At 72.7% G+C, this 24,508-nt stretch carries 21 protein-coding genes; 12 read left to right on the top strand and 9 right to left on the bottom strand.

The features are described 5' to 3' along the window. Window positions 1–2,403 (top strand): malto-oligosyltrehalose synthase, encoded by a 2,403-nt coding sequence (treY, locus tag FB465_RS07185; RefSeq protein ID WP_145788645.1) that lies wholly within the window; start codon window positions 1–3, stop codon window positions 2,401–2,403. Then, window positions 2,400–4,136, top strand: coding sequence for a malto-oligosyltrehalose trehalohydrolase (gene treZ, locus FB465_RS07190; protein WP_246192555.1), 1,737 nt, complete (start codon window positions 2,400–2,402; stop codon window positions 4,134–4,136). The genes treY and treZ overlap by 4 nt, the downstream gene beginning before the upstream one ends. Window positions 4,137–4,144: 8 nt before the next feature. Here the strand turns inward: treZ and FB465_RS07195 are convergent, their stop codons facing one another. Together FB465_RS07195 and FB465_RS07200 are read right to left on the bottom strand one after the other, a co-directional pair. Further along, window positions 4,145–5,038, bottom strand: a complete 894-nt coding sequence (locus tag FB465_RS07195; RefSeq protein ID WP_145788647.1) for a transketolase family protein — start codon at window positions 5,036–5,038, stop codon at window positions 4,145–4,147. A gap of 11 nt (window positions 5,039–5,049) precedes the next feature. Then, window positions 5,050–5,751, bottom strand: a complete 702-nt coding sequence (locus tag FB465_RS07200; RefSeq protein ID WP_145788650.1) for a thiamine pyrophosphate-dependent enzyme — start codon at window positions 5,749–5,751, stop codon at window positions 5,050–5,052. 57 nt (window positions 5,752–5,808) lie between these two features. Here FB465_RS07200 and soxR point away from each other — a divergent pair, with 57 nt between their 5' ends. After that, the gene (gene soxR, locus FB465_RS07205) at window positions 5,809–6,297 is read left to right on the top strand and encodes a redox-sensitive transcriptional activator SoxR (protein WP_145788653.1); all 489 of its coding nucleotides are present in this window, start codon (window positions 5,809–5,811) and stop codon (window positions 6,295–6,297) included. Window positions 6,298–6,374: 77 nt separating this feature from the next. Continuing rightward, a complete protein-coding gene (locus FB465_RS07210; RefSeq protein WP_145788656.1) occupies window positions 6,375–7,226 on the top strand; it encodes an SAM-dependent methyltransferase in 852 nt (283 codons plus the stop codon). Window positions 7,227–7,410: 184 nt separating this feature from the next. Here the strand turns inward: FB465_RS07210 and FB465_RS07215 are convergent, their stop codons facing one another. Then, entirely contained in the window at window positions 7,411–7,866 is a 456-nt protein-coding gene (locus FB465_RS07215; RefSeq protein ID WP_145788658.1) for a group II truncated hemoglobin, read from the bottom strand. A 142-nt stretch (window positions 7,867–8,008) separates the two neighbouring features. Between FB465_RS07215 and FB465_RS07220 the strand changes: the two genes are divergently transcribed. Next, entirely contained in the window at window positions 8,009–8,395 is a 387-nt protein-coding gene (locus FB465_RS07220; protein ID WP_145788660.1) for a VOC family protein, read from the top strand. A gap of 31 nt (window positions 8,396–8,426) precedes the next feature. Here FB465_RS07220 and coaE read toward each other — a convergent pair whose 3' ends face one another. Continuing rightward, on the bottom strand, window positions 8,427–9,026 hold the full coding sequence (coaE, locus tag FB465_RS07225; protein ID WP_145788663.1) for a dephospho-CoA kinase: 600 nt from the start codon (window positions 9,024–9,026) through the stop codon (window positions 8,427–8,429). 193 nt (window positions 9,027–9,219) lie between these two features. On the opposite strand from coaE, the gene FB465_RS07230 reads away from it, so the two are divergent. Further along, window positions 9,220–10,098 carry an alkaline phosphatase family protein gene (locus tag FB465_RS07230; protein ID WP_145788666.1) on the top strand — a complete coding sequence of 293 codons (879 nt, stop codon included), beginning with the start codon at window positions 9,220–9,222 and terminating at the stop codon, window positions 10,096–10,098. A gap of 186 nt (window positions 10,099–10,284) precedes the next feature. Here the strand turns inward: FB465_RS07230 and FB465_RS07235 are convergent, their stop codons facing one another. Next, window positions 10,285–10,929, bottom strand: coding sequence for an MBL fold metallo-hydrolase (locus FB465_RS07235; RefSeq protein WP_145788669.1), 645 nt, complete (start codon window positions 10,927–10,929; stop codon window positions 10,285–10,287). Window positions 10,930–10,992: 63 nt separating this feature from the next. Here FB465_RS07235 and FB465_RS07240 point away from each other — a divergent pair, with 63 nt between their 5' ends. Next, a complete protein-coding gene (locus FB465_RS07240; RefSeq protein ID WP_145788671.1) occupies window positions 10,993–11,409 on the top strand; it encodes a MarR family winged helix-turn-helix transcriptional regulator in 417 nt (138 codons plus the stop codon). An 83-nt stretch (window positions 11,410–11,492) separates the two neighbouring features. Beyond that, window positions 11,493–11,660 (top strand): hypothetical protein, encoded by a 168-nt coding sequence (locus FB465_RS35635; RefSeq protein WP_170290517.1) that lies wholly within the window; start codon window positions 11,493–11,495, stop codon window positions 11,658–11,660. Here the strand turns inward: FB465_RS35635 and FB465_RS07245 are convergent. Both FB465_RS07245 and rpsA read right to left on the bottom strand, forming a co-directional pair. After that, window positions 11,650–13,917 carry an MMPL family transporter gene (locus FB465_RS07245; protein ID WP_145788673.1) on the bottom strand — a complete coding sequence of 756 codons (2,268 nt, stop codon included), beginning with the start codon at window positions 13,915–13,917 and terminating at the stop codon, window positions 11,650–11,652. The two genes, FB465_RS35635 and FB465_RS07245, sit on opposite strands and share 11 nt — an antisense overlap. Window positions 13,918–14,150: 233 nt before the next feature. Further along, window positions 14,151–15,641, bottom strand: coding sequence for a 30S ribosomal protein S1 (gene rpsA, locus FB465_RS07250; RefSeq protein WP_145788675.1), 1,491 nt, complete (start codon window positions 15,639–15,641; stop codon window positions 14,151–14,153). A 446-nt stretch (window positions 15,642–16,087) separates the two neighbouring features. Here rpsA and FB465_RS07255 point away from each other — a divergent pair, with 446 nt between their 5' ends. Then, window positions 16,088–16,984, top strand: a complete 897-nt coding sequence (locus tag FB465_RS07255) for a class I SAM-dependent methyltransferase (RefSeq protein WP_145788677.1) — start codon at window positions 16,088–16,090, stop codon at window positions 16,982–16,984. Window positions 16,985–16,986: 2 nt separating this feature from the next. Continuing rightward, entirely contained in the window at window positions 16,987–19,494 is a 2,508-nt protein-coding gene (gene hrpB, locus FB465_RS07260; RefSeq protein WP_145788679.1) for an ATP-dependent helicase HrpB, read from the top strand. 4 nt (window positions 19,495–19,498) lie between these two features. Here the strand turns inward: hrpB and FB465_RS07265 are convergent, their stop codons facing one another. Beyond that, window positions 19,499–19,996, bottom strand: coding sequence for a hypothetical protein (locus tag FB465_RS07265; protein WP_145788681.1), 498 nt, complete (start codon window positions 19,994–19,996; stop codon window positions 19,499–19,501). A gap of 120 nt (window positions 19,997–20,116) precedes the next feature. Next, entirely contained in the window at window positions 20,117–22,795 is a 2,679-nt protein-coding gene (gene polA / locus FB465_RS07270; RefSeq protein ID WP_425461242.1) for a DNA polymerase I, read from the bottom strand. A gap of 239 nt (window positions 22,796–23,034) precedes the next feature. Here polA and FB465_RS07275 point away from each other — a divergent pair, with 239 nt between their 5' ends. Further along, window positions 23,035–23,487, top strand: a complete 453-nt coding sequence (locus tag FB465_RS07275; protein WP_145788686.1) for a PaaI family thioesterase — start codon at window positions 23,035–23,037, stop codon at window positions 23,485–23,487. A 205-nt stretch (window positions 23,488–23,692) separates the two neighbouring features. Then, window positions 23,693–24,322, top strand: a complete 630-nt coding sequence (locus FB465_RS07280) for a Tat pathway signal sequence domain protein (RefSeq protein WP_145788688.1) — start codon at window positions 23,693–23,695, stop codon at window positions 24,320–24,322. Window positions 24,323–24,508: the final 186 nt, after the last annotated feature.

Genomic DNA, 24,508 nt, shown 5'->3' on the forward strand with positions numbered 1-24,508 from the left:
ATGACCTCCGCCGCAGCCTCCGCACAGCCACGCCCGGCGGGCGCCACGCCTCCCCCGCTGTCCACCTACCGCCTGCAGCTCCAGCCCGGCTTCACCCTGCACGACGCCGAGCAGGCCGTGCAGTACCTCGCCGCGCTCGGCGTCTCCCACCTGCACCTGTCGCCCCTGCTGGAGGCCGTACCCGGCTCCACCCACGGGTACGACACCGTCGACCACGGCCGGATCAGCGAGCAGCTCGGCGGCGAGGCCGCCCTGCGCTCGCTGGCCGCCGAGGCACACCGGCACGGCCTGCGGCTGATCGCCGACGTGGTGCCCAACCACATGGCCCTGCCGGTGCCCGAGCAGCTCAACCAGCCGCTCTGGCAGGTCCTGCGGGACGGCCCGGACTCGCCGTACGCCCACTGGTTCGACATCGACTGGACGGCGCAGCCCGGGCCGTCGGACGCCCCCGGCCGGGGCCGCCTGCTGCTCCCGCTGCTCGGCGACCGGCTCGGCGCGGTGCTGGACCAGCTGACGGTCGACGGCGAGGTGCTGCGCTACCACGAGCACGCCTTCCCGCTGCGCCCCGGCACCGCCGATCTGCCGCTGCCCGAGCTGCTGGAGCGCCAGTGGTACCGGCTGGCCTGGTGGCAGCTGGCCAGTGCCGAGCTCAACTACCGCCGCTTCTTCACCGTCAACGAGCTGATCGCCGTCCGGGTCGAGGTGCCCGAGGTCTTCGAGGCGACGCACCGCACGCTGCTGCGGCTGCACGCCGACGGCATCCTGGACGGCTTCCGGATCGACCACCCCGACGGCCTGGCCGACCCGCGCGGCTACCTGGAGCGGCTGGCCGAGGCCACCGGCGGGGCCTACACGGTGGTGGAGAAGATCCTCACCGGCCCCGAGAAGCTGCCCGCCGACTGGCCGTGCGCGGGCACCACCGGGTACGACGCGCTGCGCCGGATCGACGGGGTGCTCCTCGACCAGGTGGGCGCCGAGCGGCTGATCCTGGCGTACCGGCGCGACGTCGGCGACCCGCAGTGGGCGGACGAGGCCGCCCGGCGCGGGCGGGCCGACCTGACCGGGCCCGACGGGGAGCTGGCCGCCGAGGTCGACCGGCTGGTCCGGCTGGTCCAGGGCATCTGCGCCGCCGAGACGGCGCTGGCCGACCACGCTCCGTGGGCTCTGCGGCAGACGCTGCAGCGGCTGCTGACGGCCTACCCGGTGTACCGGCCGTACGTCCGGCCCGGCGAGCCGGCCCCGCTCCGGGCGGTCGCGGACGTCGAGGCGGCAGTGGCGGACGGCGACGCCACCGCCCAGCTGGTCCGCGACCTGGCGCTGGGCCGGCTCGGGCGCAGCCCGGCCAAGGACGAGTTCTGCACCCGCTTCGCCCAGACCGCCTCCGCCGTTGCCGCCAAGGGTGTCGAGGACACCGCGTTCTACCGCTGGAACGCGCTGCTCAGCCTGAACGAGGTAGGCGGCGACCCGGCCCACCCCGGCGTCAAGCCCGAGGACTTCCACCGGTGGTGCACCTACCAGGAGGAGCACTGGCCGTACTCGATGACGGCGCTCTCCACCCACGACACCAAGCGCAGCGCCGACGCCCGCGCCCGGCTCGCGGTGCTGGCCGAGGTGCCCGAGGCCTGGGCCGCCGAGTGCGCCGCCTGGACGACGGCGGCCGGGCCGTGCCCGGACCGCAGCACGGCCTGGCTGCTCTGGCAGACGCTGATCGCGGCCTGGCCGCTCAGCGCCGAGCGACTGGTCGCCACCCTGCTGAAGTCCGCCCGCGAGGCCAAGCAGCACACCTCCTGGACGGCCCCCGACGCCCGCTTCGAGCGGGCCCTGACCGACTACGCCCGCGGGGCGCTGGCCAATCCGGGCCTCTGCCCGAGGATCGCCGGCTTCGTCCAGCTGCTGGCGCCGTACGCCCGCAGCAACAGCCTCGCGGCGGCGCTGCTGCATCTCACCGTGCCGGGCGTGCCGGACGTGTACCAGGGCAGCGAGGAGCCGCTGTACACGCTGGTCGACCCGGACAACCGCGCGCCCGTCGGGCTGGGCTCGCTCGCCGTCCGACTGACCGACTCGCCGACGGACCGGATGGGTGACTTCGCGCGCGAGAAGCTCCACCTCACCACCACGGCCCTGCACCTGCGCCGCGAGTTCGGCTCCTACCGCCCGCTGGCCGCCGAGGGGCCCGCCGCCGACCACCTGCTGGCCTTCGGCCGCGGTCCCCGGGTGATCAGCGCCGTGACCAGGCTGCCGTACGGTCTCGCCCGGTCCGGCGGCTGGCGCGACACCGTGCTGGAGCTGCCCGCCGGGCGGTGGACGGAGCAGCTGACACAGCGGACGTTCCCGGCCGGGCCGGTACCGTTGGACGGGCTGCTGGACCACTACCCGGTGGCGCTGCTGACGGAGGGTCCGTGACGGGCTATCAGGTGTGGGCGCCGGACGCTCTCCTGGTCGAGGTCGAGGTGGACGGCACGTCGTACCCCATGCAGGCGGACGGCGGCCGGCCCGGCTGGTGGCAGGCCGAGGCGCCCGAGGGGGACTACGGCTTCCGGCTCGACGGCGGCCGGCCACTGCCGGACCCGCGCTCGCCGCGCCAGCCGTACGGGCCTGACGGCCTGAGCAGGCCCGTCGACCACTCCGCGTTCCGCTGGTCGGACATCCCCTGGCAGGGGCGGCCGCTGCCCGGTGGTGTGGTGTACGAGCTGCACATCGGCACCTTCACGCCGGGGGGGACCTTCGACGGGGCAGTCGAGCGCCTCGACCACCTGGTCGAACTCGGTGTGGACTTCGTGGAGTTGATGCCGGTCTGCCCGTTCTCCGGACGGCACGGCTGGGGCTACGACGGAGTGTCGCTGTGGGCGGTGCACGAGCCGTACGGCGGTCCGGACGGGCTGAAGCGCTTCGTGGACGCGGCCCACCGCAAGGGGCTCGGCGTGGTGCTGGACGTGGTGCACAACCACCTCGGCCCGTCCGGCAACTACCTGCCCGCCTTCGGCCCGTACTTCACCGACCGCCACCACACGCCCTGGGGCACCGCGGTCAACCTGGACGCGCCCGGCTCGGACGAGGTGCGCGCCTATCTGATCGGCAGCGCGCTGGCCTGGCTGCGCGACTACCGGATCGACGGGCTGCGGCTGGACGCCGTGCACGCTCTCGCGGACGACCGGGCACTCCCCTTCCTGGAGGAACTCGCCCTCGCGGTCGAGAAGTTGGCCGAAGCGACCGGCCGGCCGCTGTTCCTGGTCGCGGAGTCCGACCTCAACGACCCGCGCACCACCAACCCCCGCCAGGCGGGCGGCCTGGGCCTGACCGCGCAGTGGAGCGACGACTTCCACCACGCACTGCACACCACGCTCACCGGTGAGTCCCAGGGCTACTACGGGGACTTCGCACAGCGCCCGCTGGCGGCGGTGGCGAAGACCCTGACCCACGGCTTCTTCCACGACGGCAGCTGGTCCTCGTTCCGGGGCCGCAGTCACGGCCGGCCGTTCCCGCAGGCGTACGGGCACCGGCTGCTCGGCTATCTGCAGACCCACGACCAGGTCGGCAACCGGGCCACCGGGGACCGGCTCTCCGCCGCCCTCTCCCCCGGCCGGCTCGCCGCCGGGGCCGCGCTGGTGCTGACCTCGCCGTTCACCCCGATGCTGTTCATGGGCGAGGAGTGGGCCGCGGGCACGCCCTGGCAGTACTTCACCAGCCACACCGACCCGCAGCTCGCCGAGGCCGTCCGGCAGGGCCGGCGCCGGGAGTTCACCTCGCACGGCTGGCGCGAGGAGGAGATCCCCGACCCACAGGCACCCGCCACCGTGCTGGCCTCCACCCTGGACTGGACCGAACCGGCCCGTGAGCCGCACGCCGGCCTGCTCGACTGGTACCGGCGGCTGATCCGCCTGCGGCGTACCCACCCGGAGCTGTCCGACCCGGACCTGTCGGCCGTGCGGGTCTCCTACGACGACGAGCAGCGCTGGCTGCTGGTGCACCGGGGCCCGTACCGGGTCGCGGTCAACCTCGGCGGCGACGGGCCGCTCTCGGTGCCGCTGGACCGGCCGTACGCCGAGACCCTCGCGCTCTACGGCGACTGCTGGCCGGCCGGGGACGGCTCGCTCTTCCTCGCGCCCGACTCGGCCGCCGTGGTGCGGGTGGACTGATCCCAGGCTCACCAGAGGTAGGACGCGATCCGCTCGTGCAGGCCGCTCGCGTCCAGCCCGTACGCGGCCAGGTGCTCGGCGATCGAGCCGTAGTGGCGGTGCTCCTCGCGCGGGACGCCGAGCCCGAGGACGCGGTGCGGGAGGTCGGCCAGCGCCTCGTGGGCGGCGTTGCCGGAGGTGCCCGCCAGGTAGGGCTCGACCAGCACCACGTCGGCGTGGTCGCCCACGGCGGCCCGCAGGCCCGCCGCATCGAAGGGGCGGACGGTGGCGGCGTACAGCACGGTGACGTCCAGGCCCTCGGTGGCCGCCAGCACGGCGTCCAGCATCGGGCCGACGGCCAGCACGACACCGCGCCGACCCTGACGGACCGTCACGAACCTTCCCGGCTCGACCGGCTGGGCGGCGTCGTTCCGGTGCGCCGAGAGCCGGACGTACACCTTGCTGTCGCCGTCTGCCGCGGCGTGGCGCAGCAGCGTCTCGGCCTCGTCGGGATGGCCGGGGACGTGCACCGTCCAGCCTGGCAGGGTGTCGAGCAGGGCGACATCGCCGGGTGCCATGTGGGTGCGGCCCCCGGCCGGCCAGTCGTACGAGCCGGCGGCACTCACCAGCACCGCCCCGACGCCCTGGTGGCCGAGGTCCAACTTGACCTGTTCGAAGGGTCGTTCGATGAGGAAGCTGGCGAAGGTGTGGGCGATCGGCCGCATCCCGGCCAGTGCCAGGCCGCCGGTCGCGCCGATCAGCAGCTGCTCGCGGATGCCGACGTTGACGACCCGGTCGGGGTGGCGCCGGGCGGCAGGGGCGAAGCCGTCGGTGCTGATGTCGGCCAGTACGACGGCGAGCCGGGGGTCGTGGTCGAGCAGCTCGGTGGTGACGGCGAAGAAACGCTCGCGCATGGTGTCCATCGGTGGTCCTCTCAGGAGTTCTTGGGCTCCACCCGGGCGACGACGGCGTGCGGCCGGCCCGGGTGCGGTGCGGTGTACGCCTCGTACAGGGCCTCGTGGTCGCGGCCGTCCACGGTCACCGCGGACCAGCCCTCGGCCTCGAAGCGCGTGGCGATGCCGCCGCGCCAGCCGTGCGTGGCGGAGGAGTTGTCGATGGCGACGACGTGCAGCCGGTCCAGCCCGTAGGCGCCGGCGAAGGCGAGCGCCTCGTGGTTGCTGCCCTCGTCGAACTCGGCGTCGCCGATCAGCACCCAGACCGCCGGGTTGGTGAGCCCCTGGGCGCGCAGGCCGAGCGCGGTGCCGACGGCCAGCGGCAGGCCGTGGCCGAGCGAGCCTGAGCCGATCTCGACGCCGGGGACGAGCAGCCGGTCGGGGTGGTGGCCGAGCGGGGAGTCGTACGAGCCGAAGCTCGGCAGGACATCGGCCGCCAGGAAGCCCTTGGCCGCCAGGACGGCGTAGTAGGCCATCGGGCCGTGGCCCTTGGAGAGGAGGAAGCGGTCGCGGTCCCCGGCCATCGCCGGGGAGACCCTGAGCACCCGGTCGTAGAGGACCCAGAGGGCGTCGAGGGTGGAGGTGGCGGCCGGGCCGTGCTTCTCGTCGCCGGTCATCAGGGCCATCAGATGCGGCAGGTCCCGGAAGCCGTACTCCTGCGGAATGATCGCTGCGGTGGTCATGGGAAGAGGTTGCAACTTGAAGCCGACTTCAAGTCAAGCACGGTATTCTCGCCGCCCATGGCACTCTCCCGGCACGATCTCCTCACCATCGGCCAGCTCTCCGAGCGCAGCGGCCTCGCCGCCTCCGCCCTGCGCTACTACGAGAAGCTCGGCCTGATCCACGCCGAGCGCACGGCCGGCGGCCAGCGCAGGTACGCACGGGCCACGCTGCGCCGGGTGGCCTTCGTCCGGGCCGCCCAGCGGGTCGGGCTCTCGCTGGACGAGGCACGCACCGCACTCGACCGGCTGCCGGAGGACCGTGCGCCCAGCGTCACCGAGTGGAGCGGCGTCGCCGAGTCCTGGCAGTCCAGGATCGACCAGCAGATCGCCGAACTCGAGACCCTCAAGCGGAAGTTGACCGGCTGCATCGGCTGCGGCTGCCTCTCGCTCTCACGCTGCGCGCTCTACAACGCCGGCGACCGGGCCGGTGCGGCGGGCCCCGGCGCCCGCTACCTCTTCACCCGGGACCCGTCCACCGGGCCCGAGCCCCACTCGCAGACCTGCTGAGCGATCCGTCCCGCAGTACGGCCGGCCGATCTATCATGCCAAGCGAAACCGTCGAACAGTCACGGGGGAACACCGACATGACCGAGCATCAGGGCGTCTCGCTGGACTGGATGACGGGCGAGGGCGAGGAGCTCCGCCCACCGGCCGACCTGCGCCCGGAGATACCCCACCCGGCCCGGATGTACGACTACTACCTCGGCGGGAAGGACAACTTCCCCGCCGACCGCGAGGCCGCCGAGAAGGTGATGGCACTCAGCCCGCTGGTACGGATCAGCGCGCTCGCCAACCGGGCCTTCCTGCAGCGCGCCGTCCGCCACCTCGCCCACCAGGGCATCAAGCAGTTCCTGGACATCGGCACCGGCATCCCGACCGCGGGGAACACCCACGAGACGGCTCAGCAGGTGCACCCGGACGCCCGGGTGGCGTACCTCGACAACGACCCGATCGTGCTGGTGCACAGCCGCGCCCTGCTCGCGGGCGCCAGCCAGGGCAGAGCGACGGTCGCGCAGGCCGACCTGCGCGACCCCGAGGCGATCCTGGACAGCCCGGAGGTCCGCAAGGTCCTGGACCTCGGGCAGCCGGTGGCCCTGCTGCTCTTCGCGGTGCTGCACTTCATCGACGAGGCCGACGACCCGTACGGCATCGTCCGCCGCCTGGTCGACGCCCTCCCCTCGGGCAGCTACCTCGCCCTCTCGCACGGCACGGCCGACTTCATCTCCCCCGAGGAGGCGGGCAAGGGCCCGGCCATCTACCGCAACGCCACCGCCCAGCTGACGATGCGCACCCGGGAGCAGGTGCTGCGCTTCTTCGACGGGCTGGAGCTGGAGGAGCCGGGCCTGGTCACCGCCCCGCTCTGGCGGCCCGACCAGGCCCTGCAGGACACCGACGCCGAGACAGGCATCTGGGCAGGCGTCGCCCGCAAGCCCTGAGGCTCCGCCCGTAGGTGCACCGATCAGGATCGGGCATCCCAGGGGCGCGGGGAACTGCGCGAGGCGGAAGGGCGCAGGCCGGTGCCTTCCGATGTCGCGCAGTTCTCCCCCAGCCTTCGGCCGGGAGGTACCCCCACGCGCCCCTGTGGTGATTGCCCATCTGCCTGACCTGCTTGCGAAGCCTCTAGACCAGGCCGTCCCAGCCCCAGCGCGGCGTCGGCCCCGGGTCCCCGAGCTCCTCGCCGACCGGCGCGGCCGAGACGTCGCGGGCGATCCTGGTCCCCCAGTCGAAGTACTCCATGACCCGGCGGCGCAGCAGCTCGTCGTCGGGGAGCTCCTTGTCGACGGCGGCGGCCATCAGCTCCAGCCAGCGGGTCCGGTGCTCCTCGGTGATCGACAGGCCGAGATGGGCCCGCAGCAGGGCCTGGTGGCCGCCGAGTTCGGCGGTGAAGCGAGCGGGGCCGCCGAAGATCTCGCCGAGCCAGACGGCGACGTGCTCGATGTGTGTCGGGGTGAAGTCCGCGAAGACGGGCGCCAGCAGCGGATCCGCCAGGACGCCCTCGTAGAAGGTGTTGCTCAGCCTGCGGAGGCCGTCGATCCCGCCGACGGCCTCGTAGAGGGTTTCGGCACGCTCGGTCATCCGTCTTCTCCTCCGGTCGTTTCCGCAAGCATCGCCCGATGCCGCCGCGGGTGCCCAGGATGTTCACCGATGGCGGACCAACCGGACCCCGTGGTTCCCCCGAACGCGCTCCGCGCCATGCGCGGCTGGCAGCATGTCCGGCATGGCACACATCGGACTCACCACCCTGCTCGTACGCGACTACGACGAGGCGATCGCCTTCTACGTGGACGCCGTCGGTTTCGAGCTGCGCGAGGACAGTCCGCGCGAGGACGGCGGCCGCTGGGTCGTGGTCGCGCCGCGCGGCTCACGCGAGACCGGCCTGCTGCTCGCCCGCCCGAGCAAGCCGGAGCAGCAGGCCAGGATCGGCGACCAGACCGGCGGCCGGGTCGGACTCTTCCTCAACACCGAGGACTTCGAGGGCGACCACCGCCGGATGACCGCCGCCGGGGTCACCTTCCTGGAGGAGCCCCGGCACGAGGAGTACGGCTCGGTGGCCGTCTTCCAGGACCTCTACGGCAACCGCTGGGACCTCATCCAACCCAGGTGAGCCACCACCGGCCGCATCGGACGGCACCCGTTCAGCCGGTCTGGCGGGCCCTGAGCTGCTCCCAGACCTCCTGGACGCGGGGGGCCAGGTCCGCCAGCGGGCCGCTGTTGTCGATCACGAGGTCGGCGATCGCGAGCCGGGCCTCCCGGGTGGCCTGGGCGGCCATCCGGGCCTTGGCCTCCGCCTCGGCCATGCCGCGCAGGCGGACCAGCCGGTCGAGGCGGACCTCGTCGGAGGCGTCCACCACCAGCACCAGGTCGTACAGCGGCGCCAGCCCGTTCTCGGTGAGCAGCGGGACGTCGTGCACCACGATGTCGTCCGGCCCGGCGGCGGCCTCCAGCTCGGCGGACCGGGCACGGACCAGCGGGTGGACGATGGCGTTCAGCGCCGCCAGCCGGTCGGGGTCCGCGAAGACCAGCGCGCCCAGGGCGGGCCGGTCCAGCGAGCCGTCCGCCTGCAGGATCCCCGGGCCGAACTCCGCCACGACGGCCTGCAGCCCCTCGGTACCGGGCGCCACCACCTCACGGGCGATCAGGTCGGAGTCCACGATCACCGCGCCCAGCGCGGCGAGTTGCCGCGAGACCTCGCTCTTGCCCGCGCCGATCCCGCCCGTCAGTCCGATCCTCAGCATGGCGTCAGGCTACCGCCGAGCCTCCCCCGCCCTGAGCGGGGGCCGGTGGGAGTCACGCAGACGAACATCCGGCCACCGTCGGACGAACAGTGCGATCCGACCCCCGGAATTCCCGGGAATCGCCGCTTCGTCCGGCCGGCGGGCCCGGTTAGGGTGCCGGTCAGGCCCCCCACACCTGAGCGATCGGAGTCCCGTGTCCACCTCCTGGCCCGCCGGCCCCCGCCGTGTCCTGGTCGTCGGCATCGACGGCGTCCGGCTCGACCTGTTGCCGGAGCTGCACACCCCGCACCTGGACTCCATCGCGGCCGCGGGCTTCCTCGCCCCGGTCCAGGTCGACGAGGCCACCCCGACCATGTCGGGCCCCTGCTGGGCCACCATCGTCACCGGGGTCGGCGTCGCCAAGCACGGCGTGCTCGGCAACCACTTCGGCGGCAACCGGCTGGACGTCTTCCCCGACTTCACCACCCGACTGGCCGCCGGGCACCGCCGGCGGACCTTCGCCGCCGGCGGCTGGGAGCCGCTCTTCCTGGCCCGCAGCGGCGGGCCGCTGTTCGCCGCACCGGGCCGGCTCTCGTACATCGCGCCGCTGGAGGACACCCCCGAGGCCTGGGAGGTCTGCGACGAGCGGGTGACCGCGGAGGCGGAGTACGTGCTGGGCAGGAGCGACGACGACCCGCAGGCCTCCTTCGTCTACCTGGGAGCCGTGGACGAGACCGCGCACTTCCTGGGCTGCGGCGAGGAGTACCGTCGGGCGGTCGAGGCCGCCGACCGGCGCCTGGGCCGGCTGCTGGCCGCCGTCGCCGACCGCCCCGGACAGGAGTGGACCGTCATCGTGGTCACCGACCACGGGCACCTCGACCAGGGCGGCCACGGCGGGCGTACGGAGCTGGAGCGCACCGCCTGGATCGCGGCGAGCGGGCCCGGCATCACCCCGGGCGCGCCCGTGGCCCCGCTCCACCACACCGACGTCGCCGCCCACGTCTACGCGGCCCTGGAGATCACCCCCGACCCCCACTGGACACTCGACGGCCGCCCCTTCACCCCGGCCGCCGAACCCGCCCTGGTGGGCTAGGCCCTCCGGCAGATCATGGGCACGACGTCAGCCATGCACTCTCCAGGGGCGCGTGGGGGCACCTCCCGGCCGAAGGCTGGGGGAGAACTGCGCGAGCAACCGCCCACTTCGGTCACGCTTCGATCGCGCAGGTCCAGCGCCGCACCTGAGGCATCGCACAGGTACCGTCCAAGGAGAGCTCCGGCGCTACCGGCCCAGGTCGAGCTGCTCGCCCGCGGCCGGCTGGCTGAACTCGGCGCCCGTACCCGGACCGCCCTCACCCAGCAGCCGGCCGTGCACCAGCTGGCCGGCCTCGCTCAGCACGGCCTCGTGGACCGCAACGGCGCGCCGCGGCCTGACCTCGCGGACGTAGTCGATCAGCTCCGAGACCTTGGCCCACGGGGCGGCGATCGGCAGCAGCAGCGTCTCCACGGGGTGCGGGGGCAGGGTGAGCGCGTCGCCCGGATGGAAGAGCTTCCCGCCCAGCAGGAAGCCGATGTTGCCGACCCGGGGGATCTCGGGATGGATGACGGCGTGCCATTCGCCGTGGACGCTCACCTCGAGCCCGTTGATGTCGAAGGCGTCGCCCTCGCCCACCACCGTCACCCGGGCGCCGAGGCCGTCCAGCTGCCCGGCCACCGAGCGGTTGGCCCAGATCCGCAGACCGGGATCGGCCTCGGCGGCCGCGCGCAGCCTGTCCTCCACGAAGTGGTCGAAGTGCTCATGGGTGATCAGCACGGCGTCGGCGCCGTCCAGGGCATCGGCCGAGGTGAACACCCCGGGGTCGATCACGACGGTGGCGTCGGCGTGCTCGACACGTACGCAGGCATGTCCGAACTTGGTGAGTCGCATACCCGGAACACTACAGCAAGGCTGTACAGTTTTGCTGGAGAAACACCGGGTACGCTGATGCCCATGGAGACCGTCGACCCACTGGAACTCGCCGCCGAGCTGCGCCTCGCCATCGGCACCCTGGTACGCCGGCTGCGGGTGGACGACGAGCTGCCGCAGAACCAGGCCGCCGTACTCGGCTGGCTGGTCCGCGAGGGCCCGCGCACCACCAGCGAGCTGGCTGCTCTGCAGCGCGTCCGCCACCAGTCGATGGCCCGTACGGTGTCGCTGCTCACCGAAGCCGGGCTGGTCGAGCAGCAGCGGCACGCCACCGACGGCCGCAAGCTGCTGGTCGCCGCCACGGGGACCGGCATCGCCGCACTCCAGGCACAGCGAAGCCGCCGCGAAGGAAGCATCGCGGCGGCCATCTCGGAACGTCTCACCCCGCAGGAGCAGCGTCAGCTACGGGACGGCGTCGCCCTGCTACGGCGGCTGGCCTGAGCCGGACGGGTGAACGGGCCATGCCCTCCCGGTCGCGCGAGCGTTGAGCAGAGCGTTCCGCATCGCCCTCGAAGGGAATCCCCGTGACCACCGTCCGCAAGGCCCTGACCGCCCGTAACGGCCTGCTCCTCGCCGCCGCCGTGTGCGGCCTGATGTTCGGCACGGCCGGCAGCGCCGCTGCCACCTGCAGCGCGCTGGACGTCGTCGGCGGGCTGGCGCCCGGGTTCGGGAACTCCTGCGTCAGCCGCTGACGGCCGCCAGCTCCCGGACCTGCTCCTGGCCCCGGCCCCGGCCGTGCTCCTCGCCCAGCTCGTGGTCCAGGTCGGCCCGCGGAGCCGGAACGGTCGCGGTGACCGGGATCGGCGGCAGCTCCACGTGCTCGCTCAGCCCGAACCGCTGGTGCAGTCGGCGCAGCGGCGCCGGCGCCCACCAGTTGAAGTCACCGAAGAGCGTCATCGCGGCCGGAACCAGCAGACACCGTACGAGCGTGGCGTCCACCGCCACCGCGACGGCCAGCGCGATCCCCATCTGCTTGACCATCAGCATGTCCCCGGCGGCGAATCCGGCGAAGACGATCACCATCAGCAGGGCCGCCGAGGTGATGATCCGACCGCTGCGTTGGAGCCCCAGCTCCACGGAGCGGGCGGAGCTGTACCCCTGGTCCCGTAGCTCCTTGATCCGCGAGAGCAGGAAGACCTCGTAGTCCATCGAGAGGCCGAAGGCGAAGGCGAAGACCAGCACCGGGATGAAGGTCTCCAGGCCGCCGTTCGGGCTGAACCCGAGGAACCCGCTGAACCAGCCGTCCTGGAAGACCAGCGTCAGGGCGCCCAGTGAGGCGCCGAGCGAGAGCAGGTTCATCAGCAGGGCCTTGACCGGCATCACCACCGAGCCGGTCATCAGGAAGAGCAGCAGCAGCGTGCCCGCGGCGACCAGGCCGAGTGCCCAGGGGCCGCGGCTCATGAGTTCCTGCTTGAAGTCGACCACGGAGGCCGCCCCGCCGGTCACCTCGGTCTTCAGGCCGCCGCGGTCCGCGCGCAGCTCGTCGACCACCGTCTTCGCGCGGTCGCCCTGCGGATCGCCGTCCACCAGGACGTCGATGGTGCTGACCTGGTCGCTCACCGGGGTGACCGCCCGGACGCCGCTGACGCCCGGCAGCTTGGCCACCACGGAGTCCGCGTACGACTGCGCCGCACCCTGGCCGGCCTGGACCACCACGGTGATCGGCGCGGCCGCGGCCTGCGGGAACCGCTGATCGACGGTGTCCGCCACCTGCCGTCCGGCCGAGGTGGCCGGCAGCACGGAGGCGCCGGAGTCACGCATCTGGGCGCCCGCGAACGGAGCCCCGGCCGCCACCAGCAGCGCGGTGCAGACCAGCGCGACCGGCACCGCCCGCTTACGGACCCGGCGTACCGTTCGGGCGAAGAAGCCCTCGTCCGGGACGGGCGCGGTGGGCGCTTTGATCCGGCGTCCGGCGAAGCCGAGCAGCGCGGGAACCAGGGTCAGCGCGGCCGCGACCGCGATCACCACGACGCTCACCCCGGCCGCCGCGACGGCGCGCAGGACGGGGCTGGTGAAGACGAAGAGACCGGAGAGGGCGACCGCCACGGTCAGCCCGGAGAAGGCGACCGTACGGCCTGCGGTGGCGGCGGTGCGCTCGACGGCTGCAGCGATGTCGGCGCCGTGGCCGCGTTCCTCGCGGAAGCGGTTGACCATCAGCAGCGCGTAGTCGATGGAGAGCCCGAGGCCCAGCACGGTCGCGATCGGCAGCACGCTGGTGTCGATGTCCATGATCTGGCTGAAGCCGAACATGGCCAGCAGGGCCCCGCCGACCGAGGCGACCGCCCCGATCACCGGCAGGCTGGCGGCCGCCAGGCCGCCGAAGACCAGCACCATCACGATCAGGGTCAGCGGCAGCGTGACGATCTCGCCGAAGCGGGTGTCCTTCTCGGTCTGGTCCTTGACCTCCTGCTGGAGCACGAGGTCGCCGCCGACGGTGACGTGGGCGCCGTCGGCGTGGATGGACTCGAGGCGCTGGGTGACGGCGTCGAGCTGCGCGCCGGTGCTGTCGGTCGCCATCCGGACCGAGACCAGGCTCGCGTTGCCGTCGGTGGCGCGCAGGGACGAACCCGCGCTGTAGGTGTCGGCGGCGGAGACGACTCCGGGAAGCTTGGCGATCTCCGCGGTCGCCTCGGTGACCGCGGCCTTCACGCCCTGGCCGTCGACCGGTGCGCCGTCCACCAGGGCGGTGACGCTGCCCTTGGCCGGGTCCGCGGCCGCGACGACGGCGGTGCCCTTGGCCGCCTCGGAGGTGCCCGCCGAGGTGCCGGCGACGGTGCCCTCGAAGACCCGCCCGCCGATCAGCACGCCCACGGCCAGGACCGCCACCCAGAACCCCAGCACCCAGCGCCGATGCCGGAAGCAGAACCGCCCGAGGGCTGCGAGCCGCCCGTCGACCTTGCGGTCGGCGGGCGCATGGGACTCGGCGGTCACTGCGGGGGTTCGGCGCATATACCGGGTGCCTTACGTGGGGGGCCGGATGGGGGCCCAATCGGGCAACTCATCCCAAGGTATGCGCTAGGCCCTAAAAGGCCCATAGCATTCGTGTGAGCGCCATCTCACAAAACTTCCTTCACATAAAAGACACATAAGCAGCAAAACAGTGGGCCCCACCCGGTTACCCGGATGGGGCCCACTGCCTGACAAGCTCTCAACCGATCAGCGCGAACGCCTCACAGCTGGGTTCAGCTCTGGCCACCGGCCAGCTTCTCGCGCAGCGCGGCGAGCGCCTCGTCCGAAGCGAGAGCGCCGGAGCCCTCGTCGCTGCTGGAGGAGTACGAGCCACCGGCGGCGGCGGCAACAGCGTCGCCACCCTCGGCAGCGGCCTCGGCGTCGGCCTCACGGCTCTTGATGACCTGAGCCTGGTGCTGCTCGAAGCGGGCCTGCGCCTCGGCGTACTGGCGCTCCCACTCCTCACGCTGCTTCTCGAAGCCGGGCAGCCAGTCGTTCGCCTCGGGGTCGAAGCCCTCCGGGTAGATGTAGTTGCCGGCGTCGTCGTACGAGGCAGCCATGCCGTACAGGGTCGGGTCGAACTCGACCTCGGCCGGGTTGGCACCCAGGGCCTCGTTGGCCTGCTTCAGCGAGAGGCTGATGCGGCGACGCTCGAGGTCGATGTCGATGACCTTGACGAAGATCTCGTCGCCGACCTGGACGACCTGCTCCGGGATCTCCACGTGGCGCTCGGCCAGCTCGGAGATGTGGACCAGACCCTCGATGCCCTCGTCCACGCGGACGAACGCACCGAACGGAACCAGCTTGGTGACCTTACCCGGGACGACCTGGCCGATCTGGTGCGTACGGGCGAACTGCTGCCACGGGTCCTCCTGGGTCGCCTTCAGCGACAGGGAGACGCGCTCGCGGTCCATGTCAACGTCGAGAACCTCGACGGTGACCTCCTGGCCGACCTCGACAACCTCGGACGGGTGGTCGATGTGCTTCCAGGACAGCTCGGAGACGTGAACGAGACCGTCGACGCCGCCCAGGTCCACGAAGGCACCGAAGTTGACGATCGAGGAGACGACGCCGGAGCGCACCTGGCCCTTCTGCAGGGTGGTGAGGAAGGTCTGGCGGACCTCGCTCTGGGTCTGCTCCAGCCAGGCACGGCGGGACAGGACCACGTTGTTGCGGTTCTTGTCCAGCTCGATGATCTTGGCCTCGAGCTCCTTGCCCACGTAGGGCTGGAGGTCGCGGACGCGGCGCATCTCGACGAGCGACGCCGGGAGGAAGCCACGGAGGCCGATGTCGAGGATGAGACCACCCTTGACGACCTCGATGACGGTACCGGTGACGATCCCGTCCTCTTCCTTGATCTTCTCGATCGTGCCCCAGGCACGCTCGTACTGAGCGCGCTTCTTGGACAGGATCAGACGACCCTCCTTGTCCTCCTTCTGGAGAACCAGGGCCTCGATGTTGTCGCCAACGGAGACAACCTCGTGGGGGTCGACGTCGTGCTTGATCGAGAGCTCGCGAGACGGGATGACACCCTCGGTCTTGTAACCGATGTCGAGGAGCACCTCGTCACGGTCGACCTTCACGATGACGCCCTCAACGATGTCGCCATCGTTGAAGTACTTGATGGTCTCGTCAATGGCGGCGAGGAAAGCCTCGGCATCGCCGATGTCGTTGACCGCAACCTGCGGGGTGGTGCTGACAGAGGTGTCGGTGGGGCTCGTCATTAGGAAAAGGGCTCCGGTACGGACATGAAGTCGTAGGTAATGCCACGCGGAGGGCCCGTATCGCTCCCACCGAAAGCCGGACAGCCAAGAGCACGGCCCACCAAAACCTGATCAACAGGGGGTGTCCGTCTTGCGACCGTGGGGTCTTCGACAGATGCGAGCGCGACCTGCTCCGTCCGAGGCGCGCAGGCCCGCAGCGCAACTTGTAGCATACGGGGACAGCCGGGCACGGTCAACGCCGGAGGGGGCGAGACGGTGGAGACCGGGATGGATCAGGCCATATCCTCCGATTGCGCACCTCGCACCCGTGATCGTCGGGTGCGGGGTTGGCAGCCACAGGGGCCCGTTCCCCGGATGCCACCGCCGGGAGCCACCCCTTTTGACAGGGCCGGTTCACGACAGCAGCGCTTCCGCAGCCACCACCCTACGCGACGGGCTCTATCACCTTGGCCACCACCCCCTTCGACCTGCCCGACTCTTTTGATCCGGAGGAGGTCTCCGGATCACGAGCGGACTCCGCCCCGGGAGAGGACTCCGCTCCGGGTGAGGACGACGACGCCGTCCGGCGCGAGGCCGCGCCCGAGGAGAGCAGCCGGGCTTCGCGGCACTGGTGGGACCGCAACGCGGACGAGTACCAGGACGAGCACGGCGAGTTCCTCGGCGACGACCGCTTCACCTGGTGCCCCGAGGGCCTGGACGAGGCCGAGGCGCACCTGCTGGGCGAGGTCAAGGGCCTGAGCGTGCTGGAGATCGGCGCCGGCGCGGCGCAGTGCTCGCGCTGGCTGGCCGCGCAGGGGGCCAGGCCGGTGGCGCTGGACATCTCGTTCCGGCAGCTCCAGCACTCGCGGCGGATCGACCTCGGGCGCGGGGCCGAGCCGGTGGCGGTGGTGCAGGCCGACGCCGCCGTGCTGCCGTTCGCGGACGGCGCCTTCGACCTGGCCTGCTCGGCGTACGGCGCGGTGCCGTTCAGCGCGGACACCGCCGCCCTGATGCGCGAGGTGCACCGGGTGCTGCGGCCGGGGGCGCGCTGGGTCTTCTCGGTCACCCACCCGATCCGCTGGGCCTTCCCCGACGAGCCCGGGGTGGAGGGGCTGACGGCGACCGCCTCCTACTTCGACCGCACGCCGTACGTGGAACAGGACGAGCACGGGCAGGCGACGTACGTCGAGCACCACCGGACCATCGGCGACCGCGTACGGGAGCTGACGGCGGCCGGGTTCCAGCTGCTGGACCTGGTGGAGCCGGAGTGGCCCGAGGGCCTTGAGCAGGAGTGGGGCGGCTGGTCGCCGCTGCGCGGCCGGCTGATCCCCGGGACGGCGATCTTCGTGGCGCGCCGGGGCTGACGGTGCGTTCCGTCGGGCTCGAACTGCCGGTCCGTACCGCCGTGCCGCCGCTGCACGCCGCGCTGGCCTCGCGCGGGGTGGCCGTGCTGGCGGCGCCGCCCGGAACGGGCAAGACCACGCTGGTGCCACTGGCGCTGGCCGGGCTGGTCGACGCCCTGCCGGGGCCCTCGCGCCGGGTGCTGGTGGCCGAGCCGCGTCGGCTGGCCGTCCGGGCGGCGGCGCGGCGGATGGCCTGGCTGCTGGGCTCGCCGGTCGGTACGGAGGTCGGCTTCACCGTGCGCGGGGAGCGGCGGACGGGGCCGCAGACCGTGGTGGAGGTGGTCACCACCGGGGTGCTGCTGCAGCGGCTGCAACGTGATCCGGAGCTGGGCGGCGTCGACGTGGTGGTCCTGGACGAGTGCCACGAGCGGCACCTGGACGCCGACACCGCGCTCGCCTTCCTGCTGGACGTCCGGGCGGCGCTGCGGCCCGAGCTGCAGGTGGTCTGCGCCTCCGCCACCTCGGACACCGAGGCCTGGGCCGAGCTGCTCGGTGGCGAGGACGGGCCGGCACCGGTGATCGAAGCACACGGCGTCTCGCACGCCGTCGAGGTGGTCTGGGCGCCCCCGCCGCGCCCCGTTCGCCCGCCGCAGGGGACGCGGACCGACCCGCTGCTGCTGGAGCACGTGGCGGCGACGGTCCGGCGGGCGCTCGCGGAGCGGGAGGGGGACGTCCTCTGCTTCCTGCCGGGTGTCGGCGAGATCGCCCGGGTCGCCGGGATGCTGTCCGTCCCGGGCGTGGCGGTACTGCAGCTGCACGGGCAGGCTCCGCAGGCGGTCCAGGACGCGGCGCTGGCGGTCTCGGAGGGGCGGCGGGTCATCCTGGCCACCTCGGTGGCCGAGTCCTCGTTGACCGTGCCGGGCGTGCGGGTGGTGGTGGACTGCGGGCTGGCCCGCGAGCCCCGTACCGACCACGCGCGCGGCCTCGCCGGGCTGGTCACCGTACGGTCCTCGCTCGCGGCCGGGCGCCAGCGGGCGGGGCGGGCCGGGCGGGAGGCTCCGGGCACCGTCTACCGCTGCTGGGCCGAGGTGGAGGACGCCCGGGCGGTGCCCTTCCCGACCCCGGAGATCGCACTGGCCGACCTCACCTCGTTCGCGCTCCAGGCCGCCTGCTGGGGCGATCCGGACGCGCGCGGGCTGGCGCTGCCCGACCGGCCGCCGGCGGGTGCGATGGCGGCGGCCCACCGGACCCTCCTCGCCCTCGGCGCGGTCGACGCTGACGGCCGCGCCACAGAGCGCGGCGTACGGATCGCGCGCACCGGGCTGCACCCCCGACTCGCCCGTGCGCTGCTGGACGGCGCGGAGCTGGTGGGCTCACGGCGCGCGGCGGAGCTGGTGGCGCTGCTCTCGGAGGAGCCGCCCCGGGCGCTCGGCGACGATCTGCACGCCGTCTGGCGCGCTGTGCGCGGGGGACGCGACCCCTACGCGGGGCGCTGGCGCGAGGAGGTGCGACGGCTGCGCGCCGGGGACACCCCGGAGACCGCACTGTCGGACCGGGTCGCGGCAGGCCTGGTGGTCGCGCTGGCCCACCCGGAGCGGATCGCGCGGGCGCGGTCGGCGGAAGGCCCGTATCTGATGGCCTCCGGGACGGCGGCCGAGGCCGGGCCCGGCTCGGCGCTCGCCGGGGTCGAGTGGCTGGCGGTGGCCGTCGCGGACCGGCCGGCGGGATCGCCGTCGGCGCGCATCCTGCGGGCCGTGGCCATGGACGAGGACACCGCGCGGCTGGCCGGCGCCTCGCTGCTGGCGACCCGCGAGGAGGTCAGCTGGGCGGGCGGGCGGCGCGGCGATCTGGTAGCCCGACGGGTGGAGGCGCTGGGCGCGGTCGAGCTCACCTCGATACCGCTGGCCGACCCGGATCCGGCGCTGGTGCGGGACGCGCTGCTCGACGGGCTGGCTCGCGAGGGGGTGGGCTCGGTGCTCCGGTGGCCGGCGGAGGCGGTGGGCCTGCGGGAGCGGCTGGCCTTCCTGCACCGGACGCTCGGCGCGCCGTGGCCGGACGTGAGCGAGGGGGCGCTGCTGACCGCCGACTGGCTGGAGCCGGAGCTGTCGAGGGCCCGGCGCCGCAGCGACCTGGAGCGCATCGACACGGCCGCCGCGCTTCAGCGGCTGCTGCCGTGGGCGACGGGTGAGGCCGGTCGGCTGGACGAGCTGGCGCCCGAGCGGATCACCGTACCCAGCGGTTCCCGGATCCGGGTGGACTACTCCGGGGACCGGCCCGTGCTCGCGGTCAAGCTGCAGGAGCTGTTCGGCTGGCAGGCGGCGCCCGCCCTGGCGGGCGGCCGGGTGCCGCTGACGGTCCATCTGCTCTCCCCCGCCGGCCGCCCGGCCGCGGTGACGGGCGACCTGGCCTCCTTCTGGCGCGACGGCTACCGCGCCGTCCGCGCCGACCTCCGCGGCCGCTACCCCCGCCACCCCTGGCCCGAGGACCCCACCACGGCGGAGCCGACCAGGCGGGCCAACCCACGGCGGTGACCGTCTAGCGGACGGTGGAACCGGACGGGGACGGGCGGGGCATGGGCGTGAGGCTCCTGACCGGGTCGCAGGTCATGATCTCCCCGGCCGCGTTCCTCGCACACGAAGGGCCGGGCGCGACCTTGACGCCGTTGCAGTTGCAGTTGTCGGTGCCCGGACTGATTTCGGTGGCCGGTTTCTTCGTGGCCCGGCGTGTGGTCGTCGCCGCAGCGGGAGCCGGTGCCTCGGTGGTCGGCTCGGCGCCGGGAGACGGCGACAGGCTGAGCGAGGGAGACGGCGACGGGCTGGGCGCCGGATCAGGGGTGGCCGAAGCGGCCGACGGCGCTGCCTGCACCACGGCGGGCAGATTCCGGAGGGTCGGCCCCTGCCCGGCCGTGGCCCAACCGGCAACAGCTACGAGCACCAGCGCCCCTACCGCGGCGGCCGCCGCCAGACGTATCCGGCCCGCTCGGTCCTTGGTCACCTCGGCCGGACCCGGCTGCTCGTTCTCGCTCTGCGACATGCCCTCACCCCACGCGGTGCCCGCCGCGCTGACTGCGCGGCTCAGGCCGCGCGGATCCTAGCGGCCGGGCCCGGCACGGGAGCACAGCGGGTGCCCCCGTGCCGGTGGTCTGACGGCGCGTCAGTGCGCCGCCACCTCCCAGTTGGGGCCGACGCCTACGGAGACGTCGAGGGGGGCGCGGAGCGGGTAGGCGCCGGCCATCTGCTCGCGGACGATGGACTCGACCTGCTCGCGCTCACCCGGGGCGAGCTCCAGGACGATTTCGTCGTGCACCTGGAGCAGCATCCGGGAGCGGAGCTGAGCCTCCGTCAGGGCGCGGTCGACGTGCAGCATGGCGATCTTGACGATGTCGGCGGCCGAGCCCTGGATGGGGGCGTTGAGGGCCATCCGCTCGGCCATCTCGCGGCGCTGGCGGTTGTCGCTGGTCAGGTCGGGCAGGTAGCGGCGGCGGCCGAGCAGGGTCTCGGTGTACCCGGTCGCGCGGGCCTCCTCGACCACGCGCTGCAGGTACTCGCGGACGCCGCCGAAGCGCTCGAAGTAGGTGTCCATCAGACCCTGGGCCTCGGCCGGCTTGATGCCGAGCTGCTGGGAGAGCCCGTACGCGGAGAGCCCGTACGCGAGGCCGTAGGACATCGCCTTGATCTTGCGGCGCATCTCGGCGTCGACCGCACCGTTGGAGACGTTGAAGACCTGGGAGGCGACGGTGGTGTGCAGGTCCTCGCCGCTGGCGAAGGCCTCGGTCAGGGCCTCGTCCTCGGAGAGGTGCGCCATGATGCGCAGCTCGATCTGGGAGTAGTCGGCCGTGAGCAGCGACTCGTAGCCCTCGCCGACGACGAAGGCGCGGCGGATCATCCGGCCCTCCTCGGTGCGGACGGGGATGTTCTGCAGGTTCGGGTCCTGCGAGGAGAGGCGGCCGGTGGCGGCGACCATCTGGTTGAAGGTGGTGTGGATGCGGCCCTGCGGGGAGACCGTCTTGAGCAGGCCCTCGACGGTGGTGCGCAGCTTGGCCTGGTCCCGGTGGCGGAGCAGGATGACGGGCAGCTCGTTGGTGGTCTGGGTGGCCAGCCAGGTGAGGGAGTCCGCGTCGGTGGTGTAGCCGGTCTTGATCTTCTTGGTCTTGGGCAGCCCGAGCTCGCCGAAGAGGATCTCCTGCAGCTGCTTGGGCGAGCCCAGGTTGAAGGGGTGGCCGACGGCGGCGTGCGCCTCCTCGACGACCCGCTGGATCTCGGCGGCGAACTGGGACTCGATGGTGGTGAGCCACTCGCGGTCGGCGGCGATGCCGGTGCGCTCCATCCGGGCGAGCAGCTCGGCGATGGGCAGCTCCATCTCCTGCAGCAGCTCGGTGGCGCCGACCTCGGCGAGCCGGGTCTCGAAGTACGCGGCGAGGTCGAGGACGGCGCGGGCCTGGGTCATCAGGGCCTGGGCACCGGCGGTGGCGTCGTGCTCGGGTGCGTCGAAGGAGAGCTGGCCGCTCTCGGCGGCAGCGGCGGGGGCCAGCGAGCGGGCGAGGTACTCCTCGGCGAGGACGTCCAGGGTGAAGGTGCGCCGGCCGGGCTTCTCGAGGTAGGCGGCGAGGGCGGTGTCGGCGGTGACGCCGGCGATCTGCCAGCCCTGCTCGGCGAAGGCGCGCATCACCTGCTTGGCGATGTGCAGGGCCTTGGGGCGCTTGGCGTCGGCGAGCCAGGCGGCGAAGGCGCGCTCGTCGGCCTCGGCGAGCTCGGCCGGGTCGAACCAGGCGGCCGTCTCCCCCGTGGCGAGGGCGATCTCCTGGACGCGGCCGGAGCCGAGCGCCCACTCGTAGACCGCGGCGACGGCGACCATGCCCTGGGCGTGCTCGTCGAGCCAGGCGGCGAGTGCGCCGGCCTCGGTGAGCAGCTCGCCCTCGACGGCGACGCCGGGGGCGGTCTCCACCTCGGCGGCGAGCTCGGCGCCGGCCGGGTCGACGCCGTAGACGCGCTCGCGGAAGTTGGGGTTGCGGAACTCCAGCGCCTCCAGCAGCTGGCCGACGGCCTCCCGGTCGAACGGGGTGCGGGCCAGGTCGCCGACGCCGAGCGGGAGTTGGACGTCCCGGACCAGCTCGGTGAGCACGCGGTTGCGCTTGACGGAGTCGAGGTGCTCGCGGAGCTTCTCGCCGATCTTGCCCTTGACCTCGTCGGCGCGGGCGACCAGCTCGTCGAAGGAGCCGAACTGGTTGACCCACTTCGCGGCCGTCTTCTCGCCGACGCCGGGGATACCGGGCAGGTTGTCGGACGGGTCACCGCGCAGGGCGGCCAGGTCGGGGTACTGGTTCGGCGTCACGCCGTACTTCTCGGAGACCTTCTCCGGGGTGTAGCGGGTGAGCTCGGAGACGCCCTTGGTGGGGTAGAGCACGGTGACGTGGTCGCTGACCAGCTGGAGCGCGTCGCGGTCGCCCGTGACGATGAGGACCTCGAAACCGTCGGCGGCGGCGGCCGTGGCCAGGGTGGCGATGATGTCGTCGGCCTCGAAGCCCTCGACGGTCATCCGCGGGATCCGCATGGCGTCCAGCAGTTCGCCGATCAGGCCGACCTGGCTCTTGAACTCGTCGGGCGTCTTGGCGCGGTTCGCCTTGTAGTCGGGGAACTCCTCGGAGCGGAAGGTCTTGCGGGAGAGGTCGAAGGCCACGGCGAGGTGGGTGGGCTGCTCGTCCCGCACGGTGTTGGCGAGCATCGAGGCGAAGCCGTAGATCGCGTTGGTGGTCTGGCCGGTGGTGGTGTTGAAGTTCTCCACGGGCAGGGCGAACCATGCCCGGTAGGCCATGGAATGCCCGTCGAGCAGCATCAGCCGGGGGCGCTGCCCCGAGCCCGCGCCACCCGCCGCACTCTTAGCTGCACTCTGCGTAGCCACGTCAACGTCCGTTCCTGCCGATTCCACTGCCGGACACCGATCCTATGGCCCGCCACCGACAACGCCGCAGACGACGCCGGGCAGGGCCCGTCCGCACCCGCCCGGGCCGGTCGTACGATCACAGGCACAACCAGAAGGCACAACGACGTGACCCTAGAAACGGCAGGAGCACCATGACCGACGCGGCCCCGGTTCTGAAAGTCCCGCAGGACGTCATCGACCACTTCGCGAAGCTCGGCGTCGACCCGTCGACCTTCTCGGGCGGACACCTGGGCGACCGGCTCGGCATCCGGATCGTCGAGGCGTCCGGGGACCGCGTGGTCGGCACCATGCCGGTCGAGGGCAACCAGCAGCCGTACGGGCTGCTGCACGGCGGGGCGTCCGCCGCGCTGGCGGAGACGCTCGGATCGATCGGCGCGATGCTGCACGCCGGGCCCGGGCGGTACGCGGTCGGCGTCGACCTGAACGCGACCCACCACCGCTCGGCCACCTCCGGCCTGGTCACCGGGGTGGCCACCGCCGTCTTCAAGGGGCGCACCGCCGCCACGTACGAGATCGCGATCACCGACGACACCGGTAAGCGGATCACCAGCTGCCGGCTGACCTGCATGCTGCGGGATCTGTAAGAACGTCCGCCTCTCATGGCAGCGGGTAACCACAGGGGCGCGGGGAACGGCGCGCAGCGGTAGGGCACAGGCCGGTGCCTTCCGGTCTCGCGCAGTTCCTCGCGCCCCTAGAGGTTGCCCAGCTGCCTACCCGCGGAGCCTCCGGCCGTCCTTCTGTTTGGCCACCGCCATGTCTGGGCAGGCAGTGGCCAGACGAGGGGGCGGCATGTCCGGTACTGGGCACGGGAGCGAACAGCCCGGCGGGTCCTACGGCGCCCTCGGCCCAGTCGAGGCGGCCGAGGGCGCGAAGGTCGTGCCGCACGCCCCCCTTCCGCGCCGCGGGCTGACCCGCCGTCAGTGGTACGCGCTCGCCGCCCTGCTGCTGGCCGGCGGCACGCTGCTGGTGGCCCGGCACGCCGCCGACCGCCCGGCCCAGGCGGCCAACTCCCCTCCCCCGTACCCCGTTCAGGTGTCCGGCTTCAGCTACGGCGGCCAGCTGCGCGAAGCCGCCCCCGGCGGCCACGAGTTCACGCTCCGGGTGCTGGCCACGGCCACCGGGCCCTTCCCGTACGAGATCGTCGAGGCGCACCAGAGCTACCGGGGGATCACCACCACGGTGGTCGGCACGGCCCTGCCGCGGACGGTGGAACCCGGCCGCCAGGTCGAGTTCGACGTCGTGTACCTCGTCACCGACTGTGCGGCCGCACCACGCGACGCGGGCCTGCCCTTTCTCGATGTAACGCTACGTAACACGCGCGCAATCCAGACAGTGAGTCAGATTCTGGGAGACGGCTACGCCCGTGACCTGTCCAGAAACCTGCATATCACCTGCCCGGATTCCGGTATCCGGACGTAACCGCCCGTTTCACCGCTCCCGGACACCTGTGTCCGCTATCCGGACATGCCCGGTGTTACCAGGCTTTCTGCCACCTCCACCCTTCCGTGACCCGAGACCGCCCGTAGCACCCGGTGTCCGGTAAGGCTGAAACGATCAGCATGTGAGATTACGGCGGCATGCTCGCATAACAAGAGAATCACAGCC

Source organism: Kitasatospora atroaurantiaca (assembly GCF_007828955.1).
GTDB lineage: Bacteria > Actinomycetota > Actinomycetes > Streptomycetales > Streptomycetaceae > Kitasatospora > Kitasatospora atroaurantiaca.

What these genes read in the sequence shown, in the direction of transcription:
- treY (WP_145788645.1), top strand. Translation starts at nt 1, where the DNA reads ATGACCTCCGCCGCAGCCTCCGCACAGCCACGCCCGGCGGGCGCCACG.
- FB465_RS07195 (WP_145788647.1), bottom strand. Translation starts at nt 5,038, where the DNA reads ATGGACACCATGCGCGAGCGTTTCTTCGCCGTCACCACCGAGCTGCTC.
- FB465_RS07200 (WP_145788650.1), bottom strand. Translation starts at nt 5,751, where the DNA reads ATGACCACCGCAGCGATCATTCCGCAGGAGTACGGCTTCCGGGACCTG.
- soxR (WP_145788653.1), top strand. Translation starts at nt 5,809, where the DNA reads ATGGCACTCTCCCGGCACGATCTCCTCACCATCGGCCAGCTCTCCGAG.
- FB465_RS07210 (WP_145788656.1), top strand. Translation starts at nt 6,375, where the DNA reads ATGACCGAGCATCAGGGCGTCTCGCTGGACTGGATGACGGGCGAGGGC.
- FB465_RS07215 (WP_145788658.1), bottom strand. Translation starts at nt 7,866, where the DNA reads ATGACCGAGCGTGCCGAAACCCTCTACGAGGCCGTCGGCGGGATCGAC.
- FB465_RS07220 (WP_145788660.1), top strand. Translation starts at nt 8,009, where the DNA reads ATGGCACACATCGGACTCACCACCCTGCTCGTACGCGACTACGACGAG.
- coaE (WP_145788663.1), bottom strand. Translation starts at nt 9,026, where the DNA reads ATGCTGAGGATCGGACTGACGGGCGGGATCGGCGCGGGCAAGAGCGAG.
- FB465_RS07235 (WP_145788669.1), bottom strand. Translation starts at nt 10,929, where the DNA reads ATGCGACTCACCAAGTTCGGACATGCCTGCGTACGTGTCGAGCACGCC.
- FB465_RS07240 (WP_145788671.1), top strand. Translation starts at nt 10,993, where the DNA reads ATGGAGACCGTCGACCCACTGGAACTCGCCGCCGAGCTGCGCCTCGCC.
- FB465_RS07245 (WP_145788673.1), bottom strand. Translation starts at nt 13,917, where the DNA reads ATGCGCCGAACCCCCGCAGTGACCGCCGAGTCCCATGCGCCCGCCGAC.
- rpsA (WP_145788675.1), bottom strand. Translation starts at nt 15,641, where the DNA reads ATGACGAGCCCCACCGACACCTCTGTCAGCACCACCCCGCAGGTTGCG.
- FB465_RS07265 (WP_145788681.1), bottom strand. Translation starts at nt 19,996, where the DNA reads ATGTCGCAGAGCGAGAACGAGCAGCCGGGTCCGGCCGAGGTGACCAAG.
- polA (WP_425461242.1), bottom strand. Translation starts at nt 22,795, where the DNA reads ATGCTGCTCGACGGGCATTCCATGGCCTACCGGGCATGGTTCGCCCTG.
- FB465_RS07275 (WP_145788686.1), top strand. Translation starts at nt 23,035, where the DNA reads ATGACCGACGCGGCCCCGGTTCTGAAAGTCCCGCAGGACGTCATCGAC.
- FB465_RS07280 (WP_145788688.1), top strand. Translation starts at nt 23,693, where the DNA reads ATGTCCGGTACTGGGCACGGGAGCGAACAGCCCGGCGGGTCCTACGGC.